The following is a 19,152-nucleotide window of genomic DNA, read 5'->3' on the forward strand; positions in this document are numbered from 1 at the left end:
AGATAATGCTAACAAGTAAAGAAAGAAGCTTTTTAAGATCACTTGCAAATACACTAGATCCGATATTTCAAGTAGGAAAAGAAGGTGTACATGAAGATAACCTTAAAGAAATCTCAGATGCGCTAGAGGCTAGAGAACTTATTAAGATTTCAGTTCTTAAAAACTGTTTAATGGATGCTAGGGAAGCTTGCCATGAAATATGTGATGCGATAGGAGCAGATCCTGTTCAAGTTATAGGAAGTAAATTTGTTATATATAGAAAGTCTAAAGAAAAGTCAAAAATAGAACTACCAAAAGCAAAGAAAAGAAGAGATGCCTAAATAGGCATCTTTTTTTATATAAACCTAAATATAAATAATTTAGTATATAACTATTAGAATTACAAAAAATTTGATATAATAGTATAGTTATAAAAATATATCTTTAAATATTAAGAGAAATAAAAGGTGAAATATATGTTAAGATTAGGAGTACTAGGTGGAACATTTAACCCGATTCATGTAGGACATCTTATAATTGCACAATATGTTTTAGAGGAATTAGAACTTGATAGAGTAATTTTTATTCCAACGGGGAATCCTCCACATAAGAGTTTGAAGAGTATAGAAAGTGGTACTCATAGATTAAATATGATAAAGAAGGCTATAGGGTATAATAAGGACTTTACCTTTAGTGATATGGAAATTAAAAGACAGGGAATTACCTATACCTATGATACATTAACTGAAATACATAATACTTATGAAGATGTAGAGATTAACTTTATTGTTGGATATGATACTCTTTTAGATATGAAAAATTGGCATAATCTACAAGAAGTGATGATCTTAGCTAATTTTGTTGTGGTTAATAGAAACTCAGAAAATAGCGTTATTCTTAAATATTTAGAGAGTTTTAAGTTAAACTATGGAGGGAATATTGGTATATTAAACATTCCTAACATAGATATATCATCCACAGAAGTTAGAAAGAGGATAGCAAAGGGGAAAAATGCTACTTATATGGTAACAAAGCCTGTACATGACTATATTGTAGAGAATAATCTATACAGAGGTGATTTAATATAATGCTTTATGACAAAATAAGAGCCTTTACAAGGGAATCTCTAAATGAAAAAAAGTTTAACCATTGTGTAAGGGTTGAGAAAATGGCAATAAAACTTTCAAAGGTATATGGAATAGATGAAGAAAAAACGAAAATAGCTGCTATAGCTCATGATTGTGCAAAATTTTTTTCAGGTGATAAAATGCTATCATATATGAAAAAGCATAATGAGTGTATAGATGAAATACAAATGAATGTTCCTTATCTTTTACATGGTCCTGTTGGAGCATTAAGGTTAAAGGAGAAATTTAACATAAATGATGAGGATATACTAAATTCAATAGCATACCATACAACAGGTAGAAAGGGTATGTCTACCCTTGAGAAAATAATATACATAGCTGACCTTATTGAAGAAGGAAGAGACTTTAAAGGTGTTGAGGAAATAAGAAAAGAGGCATTTAAAAACCTTGACAAGGCACTAATTATGGGGTGTAATACTACTATGTCTTATGTAATGTTAAAGGGCCAAATTATACATCCATCTACGGTAGAGCTTAGAAATAGTTTAATTCTATCTGGAGGTAATAAGTGTGAGTAATGAAACAAGACAGGGGAGAAGAAAAGTAAAAAAGAAAAAGCGTAGTCCTTTAAAAATTTTTCTTATAACTCTATTAATTTTATTTATTGGTTCTGGTGGAGTATTTGCATACTATCTAAAGTCATTAGGAGATAAAGTTACAAGTAAATCTCAATCTGAGGCTAAGAAGGTAGAAAAAGGTGAACCTATGAATTTTCTTCTTCTTGGAGTAGATGCAGGTGATTATAACGGTAAAGAGGAGCACCAAAGGTCTGATACAATGATGCTCGTAAGGTATATTCCAAAAACTGATAAGATTTATATGTTATCAATACCTAGAGACACTAAAGTTAAGATTAATGGTAAAACCCAGAAGATAAATGCAGCACATGCTATTGGAGGACCAGATCTAACCATAAAGACAGTAGAAGATTTACTTAATGTAGATGTTAATTATTATGGTAGAATCAACTATGAAGGATTTAAAGCCTGTGTAGATGCTATTGGTGGCGTTAAGGTAGTTGTTCCACGTGACATGCACTATAAGGCAAGTGATATAAAAATAAATTTCAAAAAAGGTGAAACAGTTCTTCTGAATGGTGAAAAAGCTGAACAGTTTGTTAGATGGAGAAAAAATAATAATGGAGGCGGATATCCTACTGGAGATGTAGGAAGAGCAGAAACACAACAAGTGTTTATGGTTAATTTCCTTGAAAAACTAAAGTCTCCTGAGGGTATATCTAAACTGATACCACTTCTTAATACGGTTACAAATTACGCTGACACTAATATGGACATGTCAACAATAATGGAGTATGGAAAAGAACTAATGAATGTTGACCCATCCTCAGTTCAAAAAGAGGTTTTAGCTGGGGAGGCTTATCATGATAATGAAGTTGGAACCTGGTACTATCTATATGATAAGGTTAAGGCAGAACCATACCTTTCAAATTTTAGAGATGCAAGTGGTGCATCCTCAGCAGGAAATGATAGTACTCCATTAAATAATGAAAACTTAAACATTAGCATTATTAACTCTACAGGTGTTTCAGGCCTTGCTGCACAATACAAAGAGAGGTTAGAAAGTCTTGGATTTAATATTACTAATATAAGCACACAAAGCACAAAGAAGAAAAAGACTGAAGTAAGATATAATGGAGAAGATTACACTATAAGTGGTCTTAAGAATTATCTTAATGATGTAAACTACATAAAGGATAATGGAGATAATATAAAAGACATAAAGATTATTCTAGGTAATGATGCCTTAAATGGCGGAATACTAGTAGGTTCTTCTACATCCTCGGATATTTTTACTGAATCAAAAAGTGATGAATCAATAAAAAAATCTAAAAGTATTAAGATTCTAAATTCTACACCTAAATCTGGTCTTGCTGCAAGGTATAAAGAAAAGCTAGAAAGACAGGGATATAAAGTTGTGGAAATAGGGAATTATAATGGTGAACTGCGTCAAACAGAAATAAGATATAAAGATGATAATAACTTTGCAACAGAGGTAGCAAGTGGTCTTGGAACTGGTAAAATAATTAGTTCTAATGACAAATCAGCAGATATAATCGTAGTTTTAGGAGCAGATGTTATAGACTAAAATATATTAAACTAAGCACTTTAGGAGGTGTAGATTTGAAAACATCATCAAATATGGCCTATCTTGTAGCTAATGCAGCTGCAGATAAAAAGGCAAAAGATATAAGAATATTAAACGTAGATGGACTTTCATCTATAGCAGATTACTTTGTTGTTTGTTCAGGAGGATCTGACGTACAAGTTAAAGCGATTGCAGAGGAAATAGAACATAAAATGGAAGAAGAGGGTATACAAGTTACACATAAAGAGGGACATCAGTTTGGAAAATGGATTCTTTTAGATTATGGCAATGTTATAGCTCATATATTTTATGAGGAAGAAAGAGAATTTTATGGAATAGAGAGACTTTGGGCAGATGCACAGGAAATAGTTTTCTAAAGCCTAAAGATTTTAAAGAGGACAATTTGTCCTCTTTTTTATAAAAAGAATTCTTAAAAAAATTAATGTTTTTTTATAATAATTATGATACTATATCATTATATTTTATAGTTTAATAAAGGGGGCAGTTTAATGTCAAAAGAAATAATAAATACTAGTAATGCACCTGCAGCAATAGGTCCATACTCACAAGCTATTAAGGTTGGAAATATGCTATTTACTTCAGGACAAATACCACTAGATCCTGCTACAGGAGATTTAATAAACTCAAATATTGAGGAGGCTACAAGAAGAGTTTTAGATAATCTTAAAGCTGTTCTAGAAGCAGGCGGAAGTAGTCTTGAAAATGTAATCAAAACAACAGTATTCCTAAAGAATATGGATGATTTTGTAGCTGTTAACGAAATATATGCTGAATACTTTACAGTAAAAATGCCAGCGAGATCAGCGGTTCAAGTAGCTAAGCTTCCAAAGGATTCATTTGTTGAAATAGAAGCTATTGCACTTGCTGAATAATTTTTACATAAACTAAGATTTAATGCTCCTTAGAATATGGTTATATATACCATTTGTTGTAGGGAGCATTTTCCTTTGATAAAACTATAAAAGATTAGATAATTATGAAGTAGGTAAGTTAAAATATAAAATTTAAAGGAATACTAACATTATCCGATAAGGTTATGGTAAATATAAAAGAGTTTGTAGAAAATACATCTATAAGGAGAGATAAGTATTGAAAAAGAAAATATTTATTGAGGGGATGACCTGTAATAAATGCTCTATGCATGTAAAAGAAGCACTAGAAGAGTTTGATTCAGTAATGTTTTCGGAGATAGACCTTGAGGAAAAGTCAGCTATAATACATGCAAGTAGTAAAATAGATAATGAATCTATTATAGATAAGATATATAGATTAGGATATAGTGTTGTATCTATTGAGGAAATGTAAATTATTTAAATAAAAGTGCTTTTAAAGTAGATAAGATTTCTACTTTAAAAGCACTTTTTTATTTAAAAATATTGTTTCTGTTTCTTTTTACACGTATATTAAATACTATTAATAATGCAAATAGTGTAATTAAAGAGGCAGAAAAAGCGATTATATTTTTATTTGAATCAGTTATTCCGTATTTTTCTAAAGTTTTATCAATTTTAGGAATGTACTCCTTTGAAGCCTTTAAATCTACTGTTTTATAAGGTGCTCCATTTATTTTAATTTCAAGCTTTGCCACTACGTCGCCAGCATGGAACTTTTTAATATCTAAGTATTTAATATCAGTTGATACTTTCTCAGGATTACTTTTATCAAATGGATAAGAAGTATCTTGTGATACTATAAGGTTAATATCTTTTTTGTTCTTTGCAGCCATATTGCCTATAACTTTGCCTTTTTCAGTAATCTTTTTACTTTCATAGTTTGTAAAGCCATAATCAAAAAGAGTCTTAGTATCAACATAACACTGAGTTGAATTTTTCATACATACAACTAATAGATTAGTATGTCCCTTTGTAGCAGATCCGACAAATGTATGTAAAGACCTTTTGGTAAACCCTGTTTTCACACCGTTTGCACCATCATATTTGTATTTTTGAGATGATATAAGCTTGTTATGATTAACAAGGAGTCTAGCTTGAGGAAATTGAGGCGTTGGAGCTATTGTATAGGTTGCAGTACCAACTATCTTTCTAAAAGTAGGATTGTTCATTGCACCTTTAGCTATAAGCGAATAATCCCTTGGAGTAGTATAATGATTATTATCATTTAGACCATGTGGATTACTAAAGTGAGAATTTACAGCACCTAATTCCTTTGCTCTTTTATTCATTTCTTTAGCAAAGTTTTCCTTAGAGCCTGAGATATACTCTGCAAGGGCAGTGGCAGCATCATTACCGGATTTTAACATCAATCCATATAGAAGCTGTTCTACAGTTACAACTTCTCCCTCTTTTAGATATAGACTACTTCCTTCCTCTAAGGTAGGGGAATGTTTAATAGTAATTTTATCTTTTAAATTTCCTTTTTCTATAACTATTAAAGCTGTAAGAATTTTAGTTATACTAGCAGGTTCATATTTAGTATTTTCATTTTTAGAAGCTAGAATTTTCCCTGAGTCCATATCCATTAAAACATATCCTTCTGAAGTTATGTTATTTGGAATAGGTGCTTTTGCTTTAACACCGTAGGGAAAACTCAGTAAAAAGCCTAACATTAAAGTTATACTCAATAATGTTTTTTTTATCATAATGTCCTCCTAAAATAAAAGCTTTCTATATTATAACAGAAAAATGCAATAAATACAGACTAAATTGAAGAAAAATGGAAATGATTTATATAGAGGTGATTTAAATGGATATTAAAATTACTAAAAAACAAAGAGTAGGAATAATAGTGTTTTTATTTATAATATTTGGAATAACTTCATTTATCTATATTAAGAATAAAACATCTATTCCTAAGGATGAAATAAAAAAGAATCGAGTCTTGGTAGAAGAAATGAAGGATAAAGATGAAACAGTAAAGCAAAATAAGGAATATACTTCTTCAACTTTCAAGTCGATAAAAGCATATATATGTGGATATGTAGTAAATCCTGGGGTTTATGCATTAAAAGAAGGAGATAGGCTAGATGATTTAGTTAAACTTGCTGGTGGATTTACTAAAGAAGCTGATCCCGAGGGTATAAATCTTGCATATGAAATAAAAGATCAGGATTATTTTAAAATATTAAGTGCAAAGGAAACTAAAGATAAAGCAGTAGAACAGCAGGTAGATAGCCAAGGGTTGGGAGTAGGAACTACTAAAAGTGGAGATAGTAATAGTAAGCAAAAAGAAGATAGTGAAAAAATTAATATTAATAAGGCATCTAAGGAAGAACTTAAGAATCTTCCAAGGATTGGAGATGCATTATCTCAAAGAATTATTGACTTTAGAGAAACAGAAGGTGGTTTTAAGACTATTGAGGATATAAAAGAAGTTGGTGGAATTGGCGATAAAATGTTTGAAAACCTTAAAGATAAAATAACAGTAGAATAGTGTTGAATATTCTTTGTTATATGATATACAATAAGTGTATATTATTGTAAAGCTCGAATTATGTATATATATATTATATTTTGGGTGTTAGGAGGATGAGTTTATGTCAATAAAGGATGTTAAGTTAACACATATGACAGAATCAGCAGGATGAGCTGCTAAAATTGGACCAGATGTCCTTGCACAAGTTTTGTGTAAATTACCAAAAGTAAGTGATGAAAATTTATTAGTAGGAATAGATACATCAGATGATGCTGCTGTTTATAAAATAAATGATGAAACAGCTGTGATACAAACCTTAGACTTTTTTACCCCTATAGTAGATGACCCATATATGTTTGGTCAAATTGCCGCAACTAATTCACTAAGTGATATATATGCAATGGGTGGGACTCCAACACTTGCGCTTAATATAGTTTGTTTTCCAAATTGTTTAGATATAGAAATACTAGGAGAAATATTAAGAGGTGGAGCGGATAAAGTTAAAGAAGCTGGAGCTATTATAGTTGGTGGACATACAGTAAGTGATAATGAACCAAAGTACGGTCTTTCAGTTATGGGACTTGTTCATCCTGAGAAAGTATTTGCTAATTCAAATGCAAAGCCAGGTGAAGTATTAATTATAACAAAGCCTATAGGAACTGGAGTTATAAATACTGCTATAAAAGGGGAAATTGCTTCAAAAGAGCATATTGATGAGGCTATGAAGTATATGTCAACTCTTAATAAATATGCATCTGATATAGCAAGAAAATATAACATTAGTTCTTGTACTGATATAACAGGATTTGGACTTGCAGGCCACGTATATGAAATGGCTAAAGGAGGAAATTTATCTATTACTATAGAAAGTGATAAGGTCCCATTTATGAATGGTGCTGAGGAATATGCGAAAATGGCAATGATACCTGCAGGAACATATAATAATAGGAACCATGTAGGTAAAAACTATGAGTCTTTAGTCAAAGATGCATACATAGAAGATTTAATGTTTGACCCTCAAACATCAGGAGGACTATTATATACACTTAAAGAAGAAGAAGCAATTAAATTAGCAGATGAATTAAAGGAAAACAATATTATCGCGAATATTATAGGCTTCGTTGAGGAGAAAAAAGAAAAGTATGTATATATAAAATAATCAGGGGGATAAGAAATGGCTGAAAAAAAAGAACTTTTAAAGTCTCTTCCTAAAATTGATGTATTACTTGAAAGAGAAGAAATAAAGTCTATAGAAGGTGTACCAAGAAGTATTATATTAGAGTCACTTAGAGAAGGTATAGATGTTTATAGAAATAATATATTAGAAGAAAGAATTAAAGAATATAATACAGAAGATATTTTTAAATATATTATGTCTTTAATCCAAAAGAAATCCTCAATGCATTTGAAAAGGGTAATAAATGCTACTGGAACTGTATTACATACAAACCTTGGAAGAGCTGTAATTGCTGAAAGTGCAGTAAATGCTGTTCTTAATATTTCAAGGGGATATAATAACTTAGAATATGACCTTGATGAAGGAATAAGAGGTTCTAGATATAGTCATGTTGAGGATATTGTGTGTAAGATAACAGGAGCTGAAGCTGCACTTGTTGTTAATAATAATGCTGCGGCTGTTATGCTTGTACTTTCAACTCTTTGCAATGGAAAAGAAGCAATAGTTTCTAGAGGGCAATTGGTTGAAGTAGGAGGGTCCTTTAGAATTCCTTCTGTAATGGAACAAAGTGGAGCTAAACTTGTTGAAGTTGGAGCTACAAATAGAACCCACGTATACGATTATGAAAATGCAATTAATGATAATACAGGTTGTATTCTTAAAGTACATCAAAGTAATTATAAAATCCTTGGCTTCACAGAAGAACTTGAAGTAGGGGATTTTGTAGCTATTGGTAAAAAAACAGGTATACCTATAATTGAAGATATAGGCAGTGGGATATTTATAGACATTTCAAAATATGGGTTAACCTATGAGCCAACAGTTCAAGAAAGTATTAGAAAAGGTGTAGATATAGTAACATTTAGTGGAGATAAAATTCTAGGAGGACCACAGGCTGGGATTATAGCTGGTAAAAAAGAATACATTGAAAAAATGAAAAAAAACCAGTTAACCAGGGCACTTAGAATAGATAAAATGACACTTGCGGCACTTGAAGCTACACTTAGGCTATATTTAGATGAGGAAGTTGCATTAAGAGAAATACCTTGCCTTAACATGCTTACTAAAAGCAAGGATATTTTAAAGAAAGATGCACTTAGACTTTCTAAAAGTATAAGAAGTAAGGTAAAGGATAGAGCAGAGGTTAAGATTTGTGAGGACCATTCACAAGTAGGTGGAGGGGCTATGCCACTTGAAAGTATAGATACTTATGTTGTAGCAATAAGCCCAAGATTTAAAAAGCCACAGGAAGTTGAGAAAGAACTGAGACAAGCAGATATACCGATTGTTACTAGACTTTATAAAGATACCATAATTATAGATGTTAGAACTTTATTTAAAGATGATTACAAAATTATATCAGAAACATTATCTAATATAATTTAGGAGGAAAATATGCAACACATCATAGTAGGAACAGCAGGACACATTGATCACGGCAAAACAAGCCTAATAAAAGCTTTAACAGGAAGAAATACAGATACTCTATCTGAAGAAAAGGAAAGAGGTATTTCTATAAATCTTGGATTTACTTATTTTGATTTTAAAAGTGGCAAAAGGGCAGGTATTGTTGATGTTCCAGGACATGAAAAATTCATTAAAAATATGCTAGCTGGTATTAGCGGAATAGATATAGTCTTACTAGTTATCGCAGCTGATGAAGGTATAATGCCTCAAACAAGAGAGCATCTTAATATATTAGAATTATTAGACATTAAAAAAGGTATAGTTGTTTTAACAAAAAAAGATATGGTTGATGAAGAGTGGCTTGAAATGATAAAAGCGGATATTAAGGAGGAAGTATCATCAACTTTCTTAAAGGATGCTCCTATAGTCGATGTTTCATCAATTATGAAGGAAGGTATTAATGACCTTATAGAACTTATAGATAAGATGACTGATGAAGTAGAGGATAAGGATTTACATACAGAATTTAGATTGCCAGTTGATAGAGTATTTTCAGTTAGTGGATTTGGAACAGTTGTTACAGGTACACTTATTTCTGGAACTATAAAAGAGGGAGATGAATGTACAGTTTACCCAGAGGGGTTTGAAACAAGGGTTAGAGGTATACAAGTACATGAAAGTAGCGTAAAGGAAGCATTTGCAGGTCAAAGAGTTGCAATAAATCTTGCTAATATAAAGAAGACAGAAGTTAAAAGAGGGGACTGCATAGGCAAGGTAGGTATCATGGAGAATACGATGATGATAGATTGTAGACTTAAATACCTTAAAGATGCAGCAAGACCATTAAAAAATAGAGATAGAGTAAGGGTTTACCATGGAACTACTGAGGTTTTAGGAAGAGTAGTAATACTTGATAAAGAAACAGTAGAACCTTCAGAAAGTGCCTTTATACAAATAAGACTTGAGGATAAAATTGCTGTTAGAAGAGGTGACAAATATGTAATAAGAAGCTATTCACCTATGATAACTATCGGAGGAGGAACTATATTAGATCCTAATCCTAAAAAGCATAAATCAGGAGACAAAAATGTTATTGCAGAATTAGAGCTTAAGGAAAAGGGATCCCCTGAAGAGATAGTTGAACAAGCAATAAAAGCAACTAGTAATTTATATCCAAAAGTAGATGATCTTATAAAATCAGCAGGAAAAGGAATAGCAGGTCTTGATTCTATAGTAGAAGCATTAGTTGAAAAAGGTAGAGTTCGAAGACTTCCTCAAACTGATGGTGATGTTTATCTTCATGTTTCATATATATTTTCTCTTATAGAAAAGTCAAATGAAATACTAGGTGAGTATCATAAGCTAAATCCCCTTAAAGCAGGTATGTCTAAGGAAGAATTTAAAAACAAACTTGTAGGAAAAAAAATAAAACAAAGATTATATGATGAGATTATAAAAATTTTAGAAGAGGGTACACTAAAGTTAGGAACAGCATTTGTTGCTAAAAAAGACTTTGAAATAAAGCTTGATAAAAGACAAGAAGAAATAAGAACCCAAATTCTAAAGGAAATGAAAGAATCAATGTATCAGCCACCTAAGATAGCTGATTTATTGAAGTCCTACGGTAAAGAAGAAAGGACAGGGAAAATAGTATTTGACTCTTTAGTTGAGTCTAATGTTTTAGTAAAAGTAGCAGATGATATATATTTGTATAAAGAATACTTAGATTTAGCTAGAGAGAAAATAGTTGATTTCTTAAAGGAAAATGGTGAAATTACAGCTGCACAATTTAGAGATTTGATTTCAGCAAGTAGAAAATATGCAGTACCTATACTTGAATATTTTGATGGAGAAAAAGTTACCAAGAGAGTTGAAGATAGGAGAATATTGCTATAGATTATATCTATGTTAATCATTGATTATTGAAAAAAAAATAATACTATGCTAAGATTGTAATTACTCAAGGGAGTGGATAGGTGCTGGTGTGTCTACCGGTCTTCAAAACCGGCTTGTGGCGTTAGTAGCGTCATGGGTGAGTTCGATTCTCACACATTCCCGCCAATTGATAACACAGGGTTACAGAGATGTAGCCCTTTTTTATATTTTGAGATAAATATATATTAAAAGCCAGTTTGGTCACAATTTGGTCACGAATGTTTCAAAGTGTACACATACATATAAAAATATACTCATTAAAACATTTCATTTAGCTTTGATATAGCTTCCTTTTGCATATTAGGTAAAACGTGAGAGTAAGTATCAAGTGTTATTGATATGTTTGCATGTCCTAGTCTTTCTGATACTATTTTAGGGTTAACCCCTTGCTTTAATAGTAAAGTTGCATGACTATGTCTTAGATCATGGAACCTTATCTTAGGATAATTAGATCTTCTAATAAATTTTCTAAAAAGCTCACCTATATAAACAGGCTTGAATGGAGAACCGTCTTCAAAAGCACATACAAAGTCTTGATTATTATAAAAATCTCTATTTAACATAATTAATTCATTTTGTTTCTTTTTATGAGCTTTAAGTTCCTTTATAGTTAAATCCATCATAGCAATACTTCTATTTGATTTATTAGTTTTAGGCGAAGTAAGAGCATAGTTATTGCTATTGTCTATCTTTTGAAAGTTATGGGTTACAGAAATAAACCCATTTGTAAAATCGATATTTCTCCACCTTAAAGCTGCTATTTCACCTTGTCTCATTCCAGTAGTCACACCTATAAGAATAGGAATATAAAGATTACTATTACTTTCTTTTAATTCTTTAAGAACTTCATTTATAGTATCAGAGTCCCATATATTCATTTCAATATGCTCAGGTCTTGGAGGCTTAACAGCACTTGCAGGATTATAATTTAACATCTGCCATCCAACAGCATGTTTCAAAGCCATAGATAACATTCTATGAACCTTTAATATTGTTGAGTTAGATAAATTAGTCTTTTGTAAGTCACTATAAAATTTTTGAATATGCATTGGTTTTATATTAGCTATTTCAAGTCCACCAAGTTTAGATGTTATTTGTGTAGCAAACTGCTTATATCTAATATAAGAAGAGGCAGAAACATTTGATTTAGCATATGTTTCAAGCCAATACTTTAAGTATTCTCTTAAGCTTAGTTTTTGAGACTCAAAGTATTCACCATTTTCATACTTAGATATAAACTCTGCAAGTGCAATTTGAGCTTCTTTTTTGGTTTTAAATCCTGATTTGGATTTTTGCTTTCTCTTTCCTGTCTCGGGATCAACACCGATATCAACTCTAAAGCGCCAAGAATTATTTCTTTTTTCAACTGATCCTTTAATAAGTCATACCTCCTTTTAGAACTTATGTTCTTTTGGTAGTTAAAAAATATATAAATCAAATAAGTTGTTTTAAAGCTCTCTCTGGGAGCTCTAAAGAGCAAGCTATTTGAGATATAGTCATTCCATACATCTCTATTTCATCTATTGTTATATTGATAAGCTTTAAAGCAAAGTAGTCAGCTTGCTTTTCAAGCTTATCAGTATTAATCAAATTTTTATTAAAAGAATTTCTTATCTCAGGATGAAGTACTGCGTGACCAATTTCATGTGCCAAGTAAAAAGATTCTTCTTTATAGGATAAATCATCCCTTAAAAATATGGTTTCGTTGTTATTAAAATCTCTTATGTATATTGCGGCTTCATTTCTTAAAATGAATGAGGTTTTATTTATTCTAATGATTTTTATATTTAGAGCATCACATAAATCATAAGGATCAGTTGATCCATATAATTCACTTAATCCTGTTACTATTGTGTCAATCCATTTCAAATAAAATCACCTACAATGCTAAATTTGTTTATTTTCTGTATTTGAAACTAACCATTTCCATTTGTTTTAAAAGTTCATTAGCAAACTCTAGTATTTCAGAGTCGTCAAGTTTATCAGGATCAAAACCATGTGACCCAAAAATTTGATGTTTGTTAACATATTGCCTAGCAAGATTTGCATCGGTGAATTCTTCAGGTACTATATCTATATTTAAATAAGCCTTTTTTGAACTTGTATCTTCATTTTTATTAGATGTAGTATCGCTGAATAAGTCACTTATTGAAACATCTAAAGCATTAGCAAGTTTATTTAATGTATCCCTTCTTGGATTTTTAGATAAACCATTTTCTATATCTGAAATAGTACTTTGGCCTACACCACTTATATCTGCTAAAGATTTAAGTGTTAACTTTTTTTCTTCTCGTGCATGTTTCAATTTCTCACCAATGTTCATATCAATTTAACTCCTTTATCTTACAATCCGGTTTACAGGATAATAATATCATATGTATCCGGTAAAGTAAATAAAAAAATTCAGAAAAACGGAGGAAGTAAAAGGTTATAGGAGGATATCAATTATAATCATCGAAATTCCGGATAATATAATTTGAATATCCGGAATTTCGATTGTAAAATTAAATTATAGTTTTCGAAGGAGGTGAAAGAATGGAGAACAACATCAAGAAGACAATTAATGAAAAGGGAATAAAGACATCGTATGTTATAGAGAAAAGCGGAATTTCTAGGTCATCTTTTTATGAAATAATGAATGGTAATTCAGTACCTAGTTTAATTAATGCTAGAAAAATAGCAGTTTCATTAGGTGTTTCAGTTGATGATATTTTTCCAAATAATAAATGTAAATAGGAGGTTAGAGAAGTGAGAGCTTATAAAGTTAAAGCAGCAGCTGCAATGCTAGATGCTGATCATCAAACTATAAAAAGAGAAATTGAAAGGGGAAGATTAAGAGCTTTTAAAGTAGGATCAGAATGGAGAATTTCAGAGGAAGCTTTAGCAGATTACATGAAGCTAGTTAAAAATAATTTTAAGACAGAATATGAAGTGCAACTAGAAAAAGAAAATAAACAGCTAAAAGAAAAAATAAGAATTATTACCTTGGCAATAGATAGGTTTAAGGAAGATTTAACACTAGGCATATTTTAAGATGAATAGTTAGCCACTAAGGAAAGGAATGGAGAATCATGCTTAGAGAAATGTTAGAGGATGCTATAGGAAGAAAGGTTGATAAAGAAACTTTCAAGCTAGCATCAGATATGACTACACAGGATATTAAATTTCATAGTATTGATTTTTTATCAAGGGTAACAAAGATTGATTATGTAATGGTTAAGCTTATCGAAAGTGTTTCAATAGTTGAGAGAATGTTATGTGAAGAAATAAAAAAAGACAGTCCTAAGACTGTATAAAGAAAAAAATAAATTAAATTAATTACTATTTTCATTTTATATGAGTTTTGAATAAAAATCAAAGGAGAGATTTTTAATGGAAGCTATTTTAGATAGACTTCATGATGAATGGCTAGAAGATGATAAGGAATATCCGAGAATAGAAGCTATTTGTTATGAATGTGGAAATGAAATTTACATATATGAGGATCATTATGAAATAGAAGGATTTACAGTTTGTGAGGATTGTTTAATAGAATTTGCTTCAAAGCGTTATTTAATAAGGGGTGAGTGCTAATGACGTTAGTGTTAGCTAGGACTTTAAATATGGAACACATAGAATGGTTAAAGGCTAGAAAAAATGGCATAGGTGGTTCAGATGTAAGTGCTATATGTGGACTAAATAAATACAAATCGCCTATAGGGGTTTATTTAGAGAAAGTTGAGAGAGAAGTTCAAGGGCAGGAACAAAGTGAAGCTGCTTATTGGGGTAACAGGCTTGAAGAAATAGTTGCTAAAGAATTCACCAAAAGGACAGGCAAAAAAGTAAGAAGTAGAAATGTTATTTTACAACATAAAGATTACCCCTGGATGCTAGCTAACCTAGATAGGGTAGTAGTTGGAGAAAGAGCAATTTTAGAGTGTAAAACTGCTAATTCATTTTTAGCAAAGGAATGGGATGGAGAGGAAGTACCTGCTGCATACATATTGCAAGTTCAACATTATTTAGCAGTTACAGGATATAAAACAGCATACATAGCGTGCTTGATTGGAGGACAGAAATTTATACATAAAACAATAGAAAGAGATAATGAAATCATTGAGTACCTAATAGAAATGGAGAAGGAATTTTGGGTTAATCATGTGGAAAAGAGAGAGCCACCTAAAATAGATGGCTCTGAGGCATCAAGTAAGGTTATTAGTATGCTATATCCTGAAGCTAAAAGTGATGAAGAAATAGTATTAGATAAGGATATTAGTAAACTTATTAATAAAAGGATTGAGCTGAAAGAGCAAGAGGAACATATAAAAGAGAAGATTAATGAAATAGACAACCAAATTAAGAGTTCAATGGGAGAACATTCTAAAGCTATAGCAGGAGATTTTAGGGTGACATGGAGCAATAGTATAACAAGTAGATTTGATTCAAAATCATTTAAAGAGAATTGCCCAAATCTATACAAGCAATATTTAAAACAAGGCAGTACAAGAAGATTGTTCATAAATAAAGTTAAGGAGGCAAAGTAATGGCTACAAATGAAAGTGTAAAAAATAAATTGGTAAAGCAACAAGAGAAAAAGGCTGTATCTCCTATTGAGAGTTTTCAAGGTGTACTAACCTCACAGTTAAGTACACAGTTTAAAGCTATACAAAGCTTAGTGCCAAAACATGTAACGCCTGAAAGGCTTTGCAGAATAGGTCTTAATGCAGTAAGTAGAAATCCTCAGCTAATGAACTGTACACCTGAAACAATCATAGGAAGTATAGTAAACTGTGCATCTTTAGGATTAGAACCTAATTTATTAGGGCATGCATATATAGTTCCTTTTAAAAATAATAAGACTGGCAGAATGGAGGCTCAGTTTCAGATTGGCTACAAAGGAGCACTTGATTTAGTTAGAAGAACTGGAGCAGTAAGTACCATATCAGCCCATGAGGTTTATGAAGGAGATAAATTTGAGTATGCATACGGACTTGATGAGAGGTTGGTGCATATACCATGTGGAGAAGATAGTGAAGATAAGATAACCCACTTTTATGCATGTTATAAGCTAAAAGATGGGGGGAATGGGTTTGTTGTAATGAGTAAGCAACAAATGGACAAACATAGAGATAAGTTCACAAAGTCAAAATTCAAAGGGCAAATAACCGGACCTTGGAAAGATCATTACGTAAGTATGGGACTTAAAACAGTAATTCTAAAACTTATTAAGTATATGCCAATATCAATTGAACAGCATGAAAATCAAACAATATTAGAAGGATTTCAAAGAGATAATACAACAATGACAATTAAAACGCCAAAGGATAGCATAGGGTTTGGAGATAGTTTTATAGAGCCTGAGTTTGTAGTATCGGACTCTGAAGAAGTTGATGACGAGATAGAGGGTAATGAAGTTGTAGAAGAGCAAGTCAGTTTTGAAGGGACACCTTTTGAAGAATAGGAGGTAGGCAATGGCAGGAGAAGGTAAAGGCTGGATAAGCTTATATAGAAGTATACAGGACCACTGGTTATGGCAGGAGAAGCCTTTTGATAAAGCTAGAGCATGGATAGACCTTCTCTTGTTAGCCAATCATCAAGATAATAAATTTCTTTTAGGTAATGAATTGATTGAAGTAAAAAAAGGTAGCTTTATAACATCTCAAAGAAAGCTTATGGAAAGGTGGGGGTGGGGAGCAGGGAAAACAAGAGAGTTTTTGAAGCTTTTACAAAGTGATGGAATGATTATATTTGAAGCTGATAAAAAGAAAACAACAATTACAATAGTAAGCTATGAGCAGTATCAAAATCGGAACGCTTCTAAGATAGATATATCAAGAGGTGCAGAAGGTTCCCGGAACATAAACAGAACACAAGCGGAACATAATCAGTACATGGGCAGAACACAAACGGAAACAAACAATAATGATAATAATGTAAATAATGATAACAATGAGAATAATGTAGTGTGTTTAGGAGAATTTAAGAATGTTTTATTAAAAGAAGAGGAATATGAAAAGTTAATAAGCACACACACTAGAGCTATTACAGATAAGTATATAGAAAAATTAAGTCTTTACATGGAGAGTGAAGGCAAAAGATACAAAAGTCATTATGCAACTATTCAAAGATGGATTAAAGAAGATAAGGATAAAGAAATCTCTAAACTAGAGTTAGGACCTAGACCTAAAGATGAGTATGCATATGATATGAAGGAGATCAGAAAACAACTGTTAGGAATAAATTAAGCGTAGGAGAGGTTAGAAGATTGGGAGTACATAGAGGTGACATATTTGAAGAGATAATTAATCATTCTAATAAAGTATATAAAAATAAAGGTATTGCTATAGTTCAAAAGATAGCTACACCAATGAAGCCTAAAAGGGCAGGATCAAAGATTATAGGAGCTTATTATGAGGAGAAGAGTACACTTGACTACATTGGTACATGCAATGGACAAGCTATAGCATTCGATGCTAAAGAAACGAGCAATAAAAATAACTTACCTCTTAAGAACATTAAAGAGCATCAAATAGATTTTATGAGTGAATGGGAAAAACATGGAGGAATAGCATTTCTATTAGTAAACTTTAAGGCACATGGAAAAGTATTTAAAATAGAGTTCCAGCAAATACAACCATACTGGAAACTATATAAATCTAATCCAGGAATAAAAGGAATGTGTAGCATACCATATGAGTATTTTATTAATAACTGTAAGGAAGTCACTAGTGGTAGAGGAGCTGTATTAGATTATTTAATTTAGAAAGGAAAGATTATATGAAGGTATATGTAGTTAGTTATAAAGAAGATGGTGGAGTTAAGGAAAGAGGGTTTAGAAATATAGTAGATGCTGAAAAGCTAAAGAAAATAAAAAAGGGGGATATTAGGCCTATAGAAGTTGAAATAAAACCAGTAATTAGAGTTTGATAGTATAGCTAGGATTCAGCAAATAGTGAACTTATGCATCATGCTATTATCAATTGATAATCATTGTTTTGGGAAGGTGTGTTATATGAATAAAGAGATAGCATTAATATGTTCGGAGTATATAGAAGGGCTTTATCATAAAGGTTTTAATTTTAAGGAACTAATTATAAAAGCAAAAGAAGCCTTACTGAATGATTAATAAGAACTAGTGTAAATGGGGGAGAATTTATGTTTATCGATGGAAAAGTATATGCGGATAGATATAATAGACTTTATTTTTGTGAAAGAGGCTGTCTTTTTACAAGTACAGGTTTTAAGTATGAGGTTAAAGATGAAAATGATTTTGTATTAACTAGATTTACGAAGGCTCAGATGATGGAATTATTAGAGGATAAAAGGAAAGCTAGGTTAAAGTATTAGATATAAAAATAGGAGAATAACCCTAATAGTTATACTCCCTAAAATGAATCTATTACATTTTGATTATACCATAGGGGGTGTAACTTATGAATAATGAATTATTTAGAAAGGTAGAAGCTAGACTTTATGATATGTATAAGAAAATAAAGATGATAAACTGTCTAAAGAGAGAATGTGAAAGTCTTCAAGAGCATGCTGATATGATAATGAAGGATATAAAGAGATCTAATATAAGTATAGAAGCTGAAATGTATTTAGGAATAGATTATAGCTCTATTAATGTTCAAACATCACATAATGGTGATAGTTACATGGATAGGGAGCTAATAGCAGCTATCACAAGGCTTGAAAATGAATGGAGATATGTTAGAAGAAAGTTAATTAAGAAACATGAAAAGATAAGGGAGATAGAAAGATCCATACTAACTCTGAAAAATAATATAGAAATGCTAAGTGAAGAGAATAAAAGATTTATAGAACTTAAGTATGGGGATAAAAGAAGTATTCCTGAAATAGCAGATATGTTGAATATGGGAAGAACAACAGCTTATAGAAAGCGAGAAGAGCTTATATCAGATATAGCTCAATGGTGTTAATTTGAGGTACAAAAATGGTACAGTTTTGGTATAAATTTGGGAGATAGCAGTATATTAAAAGTGTTATTATAATACTATGAAGATC

26 protein-coding genes, 1 tRNA gene and 1 pseudogene are annotated in these 19,152 nt (G+C 31.2%); 23 read left to right on the forward strand and 5 right to left on the reverse strand.

Features of this window, described 5'->3' with window-relative positions; genetic code table 11:
- Positions 1 to 5: 5 nt before the first annotated feature.
- From yhbY to CLCY_RS10015, 7 genes are all read left to right on the forward strand, one after another.
- A complete protein-coding gene (yhbY, locus tag CLCY_RS09985; protein ID WP_048570982.1) occupies positions 6 to 320 on the forward strand; it encodes a ribosome assembly RNA-binding protein YhbY in 315 nt (104 codons plus the stop codon).
- Positions 321 to 455: 135 nt separating this feature from the next.
- Positions 456 to 1,067 (forward strand): nicotinate-nucleotide adenylyltransferase, encoded by a 612-nt coding sequence (nadD, locus tag CLCY_RS09990; protein WP_048570983.1) that lies wholly within the window; start codon positions 456 to 458, stop codon positions 1,065 to 1,067.
- Positions 1,067 to 1,645: a bis(5'-nucleosyl)-tetraphosphatase (symmetrical) YqeK gene (gene yqeK, locus CLCY_RS09995; RefSeq protein ID WP_048570984.1), complete on the forward strand. Its 579-nt coding sequence runs from the start codon at positions 1,067 to 1,069 to the stop codon at positions 1,643 to 1,645. Before nadD ends, yqeK begins: the two co-directional genes overlap by 1 nt.
- The gene (locus CLCY_RS10000) at positions 1,638 to 3,233 is read left to right on the forward strand and encodes an LCP family protein (protein WP_048570985.1); all 1,596 of its coding nucleotides are present in this window, start codon (positions 1,638 to 1,640) and stop codon (positions 3,231 to 3,233) included. The genes yqeK and CLCY_RS10000 overlap by 8 nt, the downstream gene beginning before the upstream one ends.
- Before the next feature lie 35 nt (positions 3,234 to 3,268).
- Complete coding sequence (rsfS, locus tag CLCY_RS10005; protein WP_479723119.1) at positions 3,269 to 3,610, forward strand: ribosome silencing factor; 342 nt, start codon at positions 3,269 to 3,271, stop codon at positions 3,608 to 3,610.
- Positions 3,611 to 3,742: 132 nt separating this feature from the next.
- A complete protein-coding gene (locus CLCY_RS10010; RefSeq protein WP_048570986.1) occupies positions 3,743 to 4,126 on the forward strand; it encodes a RidA family protein in 384 nt (127 codons plus the stop codon).
- Between the two features lie 217 nt (positions 4,127 to 4,343).
- On the forward strand, positions 4,344 to 4,559 hold the full coding sequence (locus tag CLCY_RS10015) for a heavy-metal-associated domain-containing protein (RefSeq protein WP_048570987.1): 216 nt from the start codon (positions 4,344 to 4,346) through the stop codon (positions 4,557 to 4,559).
- A gap of 58 nt (positions 4,560 to 4,617) precedes the next feature.
- On the opposite strand, the gene CLCY_RS10020 is transcribed toward CLCY_RS10015, so the two are convergent.
- Positions 4,618 to 5,853 carry a D-alanyl-D-alanine carboxypeptidase family protein gene (locus CLCY_RS10020; RefSeq protein WP_048570988.1) on the reverse strand — a complete coding sequence of 412 codons (1,236 nt, stop codon included), beginning with the start codon at positions 5,851 to 5,853 and terminating at the stop codon, positions 4,618 to 4,620.
- 104 nt (positions 5,854 to 5,957) lie between these two features.
- On the opposite strand from CLCY_RS10020, the gene CLCY_RS10025 reads away from it, so the two are divergent.
- From CLCY_RS10025 to CLCY_RS13645, 5 genes are all read left to right on the forward strand, one after another.
- A complete protein-coding gene (locus tag CLCY_RS10025) occupies positions 5,958 to 6,644 on the forward strand; it encodes a ComEA family DNA-binding protein (RefSeq protein ID WP_048570989.1) in 687 nt (228 codons plus the stop codon).
- A 103-nt stretch (positions 6,645 to 6,747) separates the two neighbouring features.
- Positions 6,748 to 7,785 carry a selenide, water dikinase SelD gene (selD, locus tag CLCY_RS10030; protein ID WP_082141790.1) on the forward strand — a complete coding sequence of 346 codons (1,038 nt, stop codon included), beginning with the start codon at positions 6,748 to 6,750 and terminating at the stop codon, positions 7,783 to 7,785.
- A 15-nt stretch (positions 7,786 to 7,800) separates the two neighbouring features.
- Positions 7,801 to 9,189, forward strand: a complete 1,389-nt coding sequence (gene selA, locus CLCY_RS10035) for an L-seryl-tRNA(Sec) selenium transferase (RefSeq protein ID WP_048570991.1) — start codon at positions 7,801 to 7,803, stop codon at positions 9,187 to 9,189.
- A 9-nt stretch (positions 9,190 to 9,198) separates the two neighbouring features.
- Entirely contained in the window at positions 9,199 to 11,106 is a 1,908-nt protein-coding gene (gene selB / locus CLCY_RS10040) for a selenocysteine-specific translation elongation factor (RefSeq protein ID WP_048570992.1), read from the forward strand.
- A 68-nt stretch (positions 11,107 to 11,174) separates the two neighbouring features.
- Positions 11,175 to 11,271, forward strand: a tRNA-Sec gene (locus CLCY_RS13645).
- A gap of 131 nt (positions 11,272 to 11,402) precedes the next feature.
- Here CLCY_RS13645 and CLCY_RS14165 read toward each other — a convergent pair.
- From CLCY_RS14165 to CLCY_RS13370, 4 genes and pseudogenes are all read right to left on the reverse strand, one after another.
- Positions 11,403 to 12,110, reverse strand: coding sequence for a site-specific integrase (locus CLCY_RS14165; RefSeq protein WP_242844965.1), 708 nt, complete (start codon positions 12,108 to 12,110; stop codon positions 11,403 to 11,405).
- Between the two features lie 66 nt (positions 12,111 to 12,176).
- Positions 12,177 to 12,524, reverse strand: a pseudogene (locus CLCY_RS14170) (Arm DNA-binding domain-containing protein); the annotation flags it as partial.
- Between the two features lie 55 nt (positions 12,525 to 12,579).
- The gene (locus CLCY_RS10050) at positions 12,580 to 13,014 is read right to left on the reverse strand and encodes an ImmA/IrrE family metallo-endopeptidase (RefSeq protein ID WP_048570994.1); all 435 of its coding nucleotides are present in this window, start codon (positions 13,012 to 13,014) and stop codon (positions 12,580 to 12,582) included.
- Between the two features lie 28 nt (positions 13,015 to 13,042).
- Complete coding sequence (locus CLCY_RS13370; RefSeq protein ID WP_053083305.1) at positions 13,043 to 13,468, reverse strand: helix-turn-helix domain-containing protein; 426 nt, start codon at positions 13,466 to 13,468, stop codon at positions 13,043 to 13,045.
- Positions 13,469 to 13,680: 212 nt separating this feature from the next.
- Here CLCY_RS13370 and CLCY_RS10060 point away from each other — a divergent pair, with 212 nt between their 5' ends.
- The 11 genes from CLCY_RS10060 to CLCY_RS10105 all read left to right on the forward strand — a co-directional run bounded on the left by CLCY_RS10060 (position 13,681) and on the right by CLCY_RS10105 (position 19,067).
- Positions 13,681 to 13,881, forward strand: coding sequence for a helix-turn-helix transcriptional regulator (locus CLCY_RS10060; RefSeq protein ID WP_048570995.1), 201 nt, complete (start codon positions 13,681 to 13,683; stop codon positions 13,879 to 13,881).
- Positions 13,882 to 13,893: 12 nt separating this feature from the next.
- Positions 13,894 to 14,178, forward strand: coding sequence for a helix-turn-helix domain-containing protein (locus CLCY_RS10065; RefSeq protein ID WP_048570996.1), 285 nt, complete (start codon positions 13,894 to 13,896; stop codon positions 14,176 to 14,178).
- Positions 14,179 to 14,216: 38 nt separating this feature from the next.
- Positions 14,217 to 14,441: a hypothetical protein gene (locus CLCY_RS10070; protein ID WP_048570997.1), complete on the forward strand. Its 225-nt coding sequence runs from the start codon at positions 14,217 to 14,219 to the stop codon at positions 14,439 to 14,441.
- A 76-nt stretch (positions 14,442 to 14,517) separates the two neighbouring features.
- A complete protein-coding gene (locus tag CLCY_RS10075) occupies positions 14,518 to 14,718 on the forward strand; it encodes a hypothetical protein (RefSeq protein WP_048570998.1) in 201 nt (66 codons plus the stop codon).
- Positions 14,718 to 15,668: a YqaJ viral recombinase family nuclease gene (locus CLCY_RS10080; RefSeq protein ID WP_048570999.1), complete on the forward strand. Its 951-nt coding sequence runs from the start codon at positions 14,718 to 14,720 to the stop codon at positions 15,666 to 15,668. Before CLCY_RS10075 ends, CLCY_RS10080 begins: the two co-directional genes overlap by 1 nt.
- A complete protein-coding gene (locus CLCY_RS10085) occupies positions 15,668 to 16,585 on the forward strand; it encodes a recombinase RecT (protein ID WP_048571000.1) in 918 nt (305 codons plus the stop codon). The genes CLCY_RS10080 and CLCY_RS10085 overlap by 1 nt, the downstream gene beginning before the upstream one ends.
- A gap of 10 nt (positions 16,586 to 16,595) precedes the next feature.
- Positions 16,596 to 17,369, forward strand: coding sequence for a hypothetical protein (locus CLCY_RS13375; protein WP_053083307.1), 774 nt, complete (start codon positions 16,596 to 16,598; stop codon positions 17,367 to 17,369).
- Between the two features lie 20 nt (positions 17,370 to 17,389).
- A complete protein-coding gene (locus CLCY_RS10095) occupies positions 17,390 to 17,887 on the forward strand; it encodes a Holliday junction resolvase RecU (RefSeq protein WP_048571001.1) in 498 nt (165 codons plus the stop codon).
- A 14-nt stretch (positions 17,888 to 17,901) separates the two neighbouring features.
- Positions 17,902 to 18,051 carry a hypothetical protein gene (locus CLCY_RS13800; protein ID WP_161797123.1) on the forward strand — a complete coding sequence of 50 codons (150 nt, stop codon included), beginning with the start codon at positions 17,902 to 17,904 and terminating at the stop codon, positions 18,049 to 18,051.
- A gap of 228 nt (positions 18,052 to 18,279) precedes the next feature.
- The gene (locus CLCY_RS10100; protein WP_048571002.1) at positions 18,280 to 18,471 is read left to right on the forward strand and encodes a hypothetical protein; all 192 of its coding nucleotides are present in this window, start codon (positions 18,280 to 18,282) and stop codon (positions 18,469 to 18,471) included.
- An 86-nt stretch (positions 18,472 to 18,557) separates the two neighbouring features.
- On the forward strand, positions 18,558 to 19,067 hold the full coding sequence (locus CLCY_RS10105) for a hypothetical protein (RefSeq protein ID WP_048571003.1): 510 nt from the start codon (positions 18,558 to 18,560) through the stop codon (positions 19,065 to 19,067).
- Positions 19,068 to 19,152: the final 85 nt, after the last annotated feature.

Origin of the sequence: Clostridium cylindrosporum DSM 605, assembly GCF_001047375.1 — a bacterium.
Lineage (GTDB): Bacteria > Bacillota > Clostridia > Clostridiales > Caloramatoraceae > Clostridium_AB > Clostridium_AB cylindrosporum.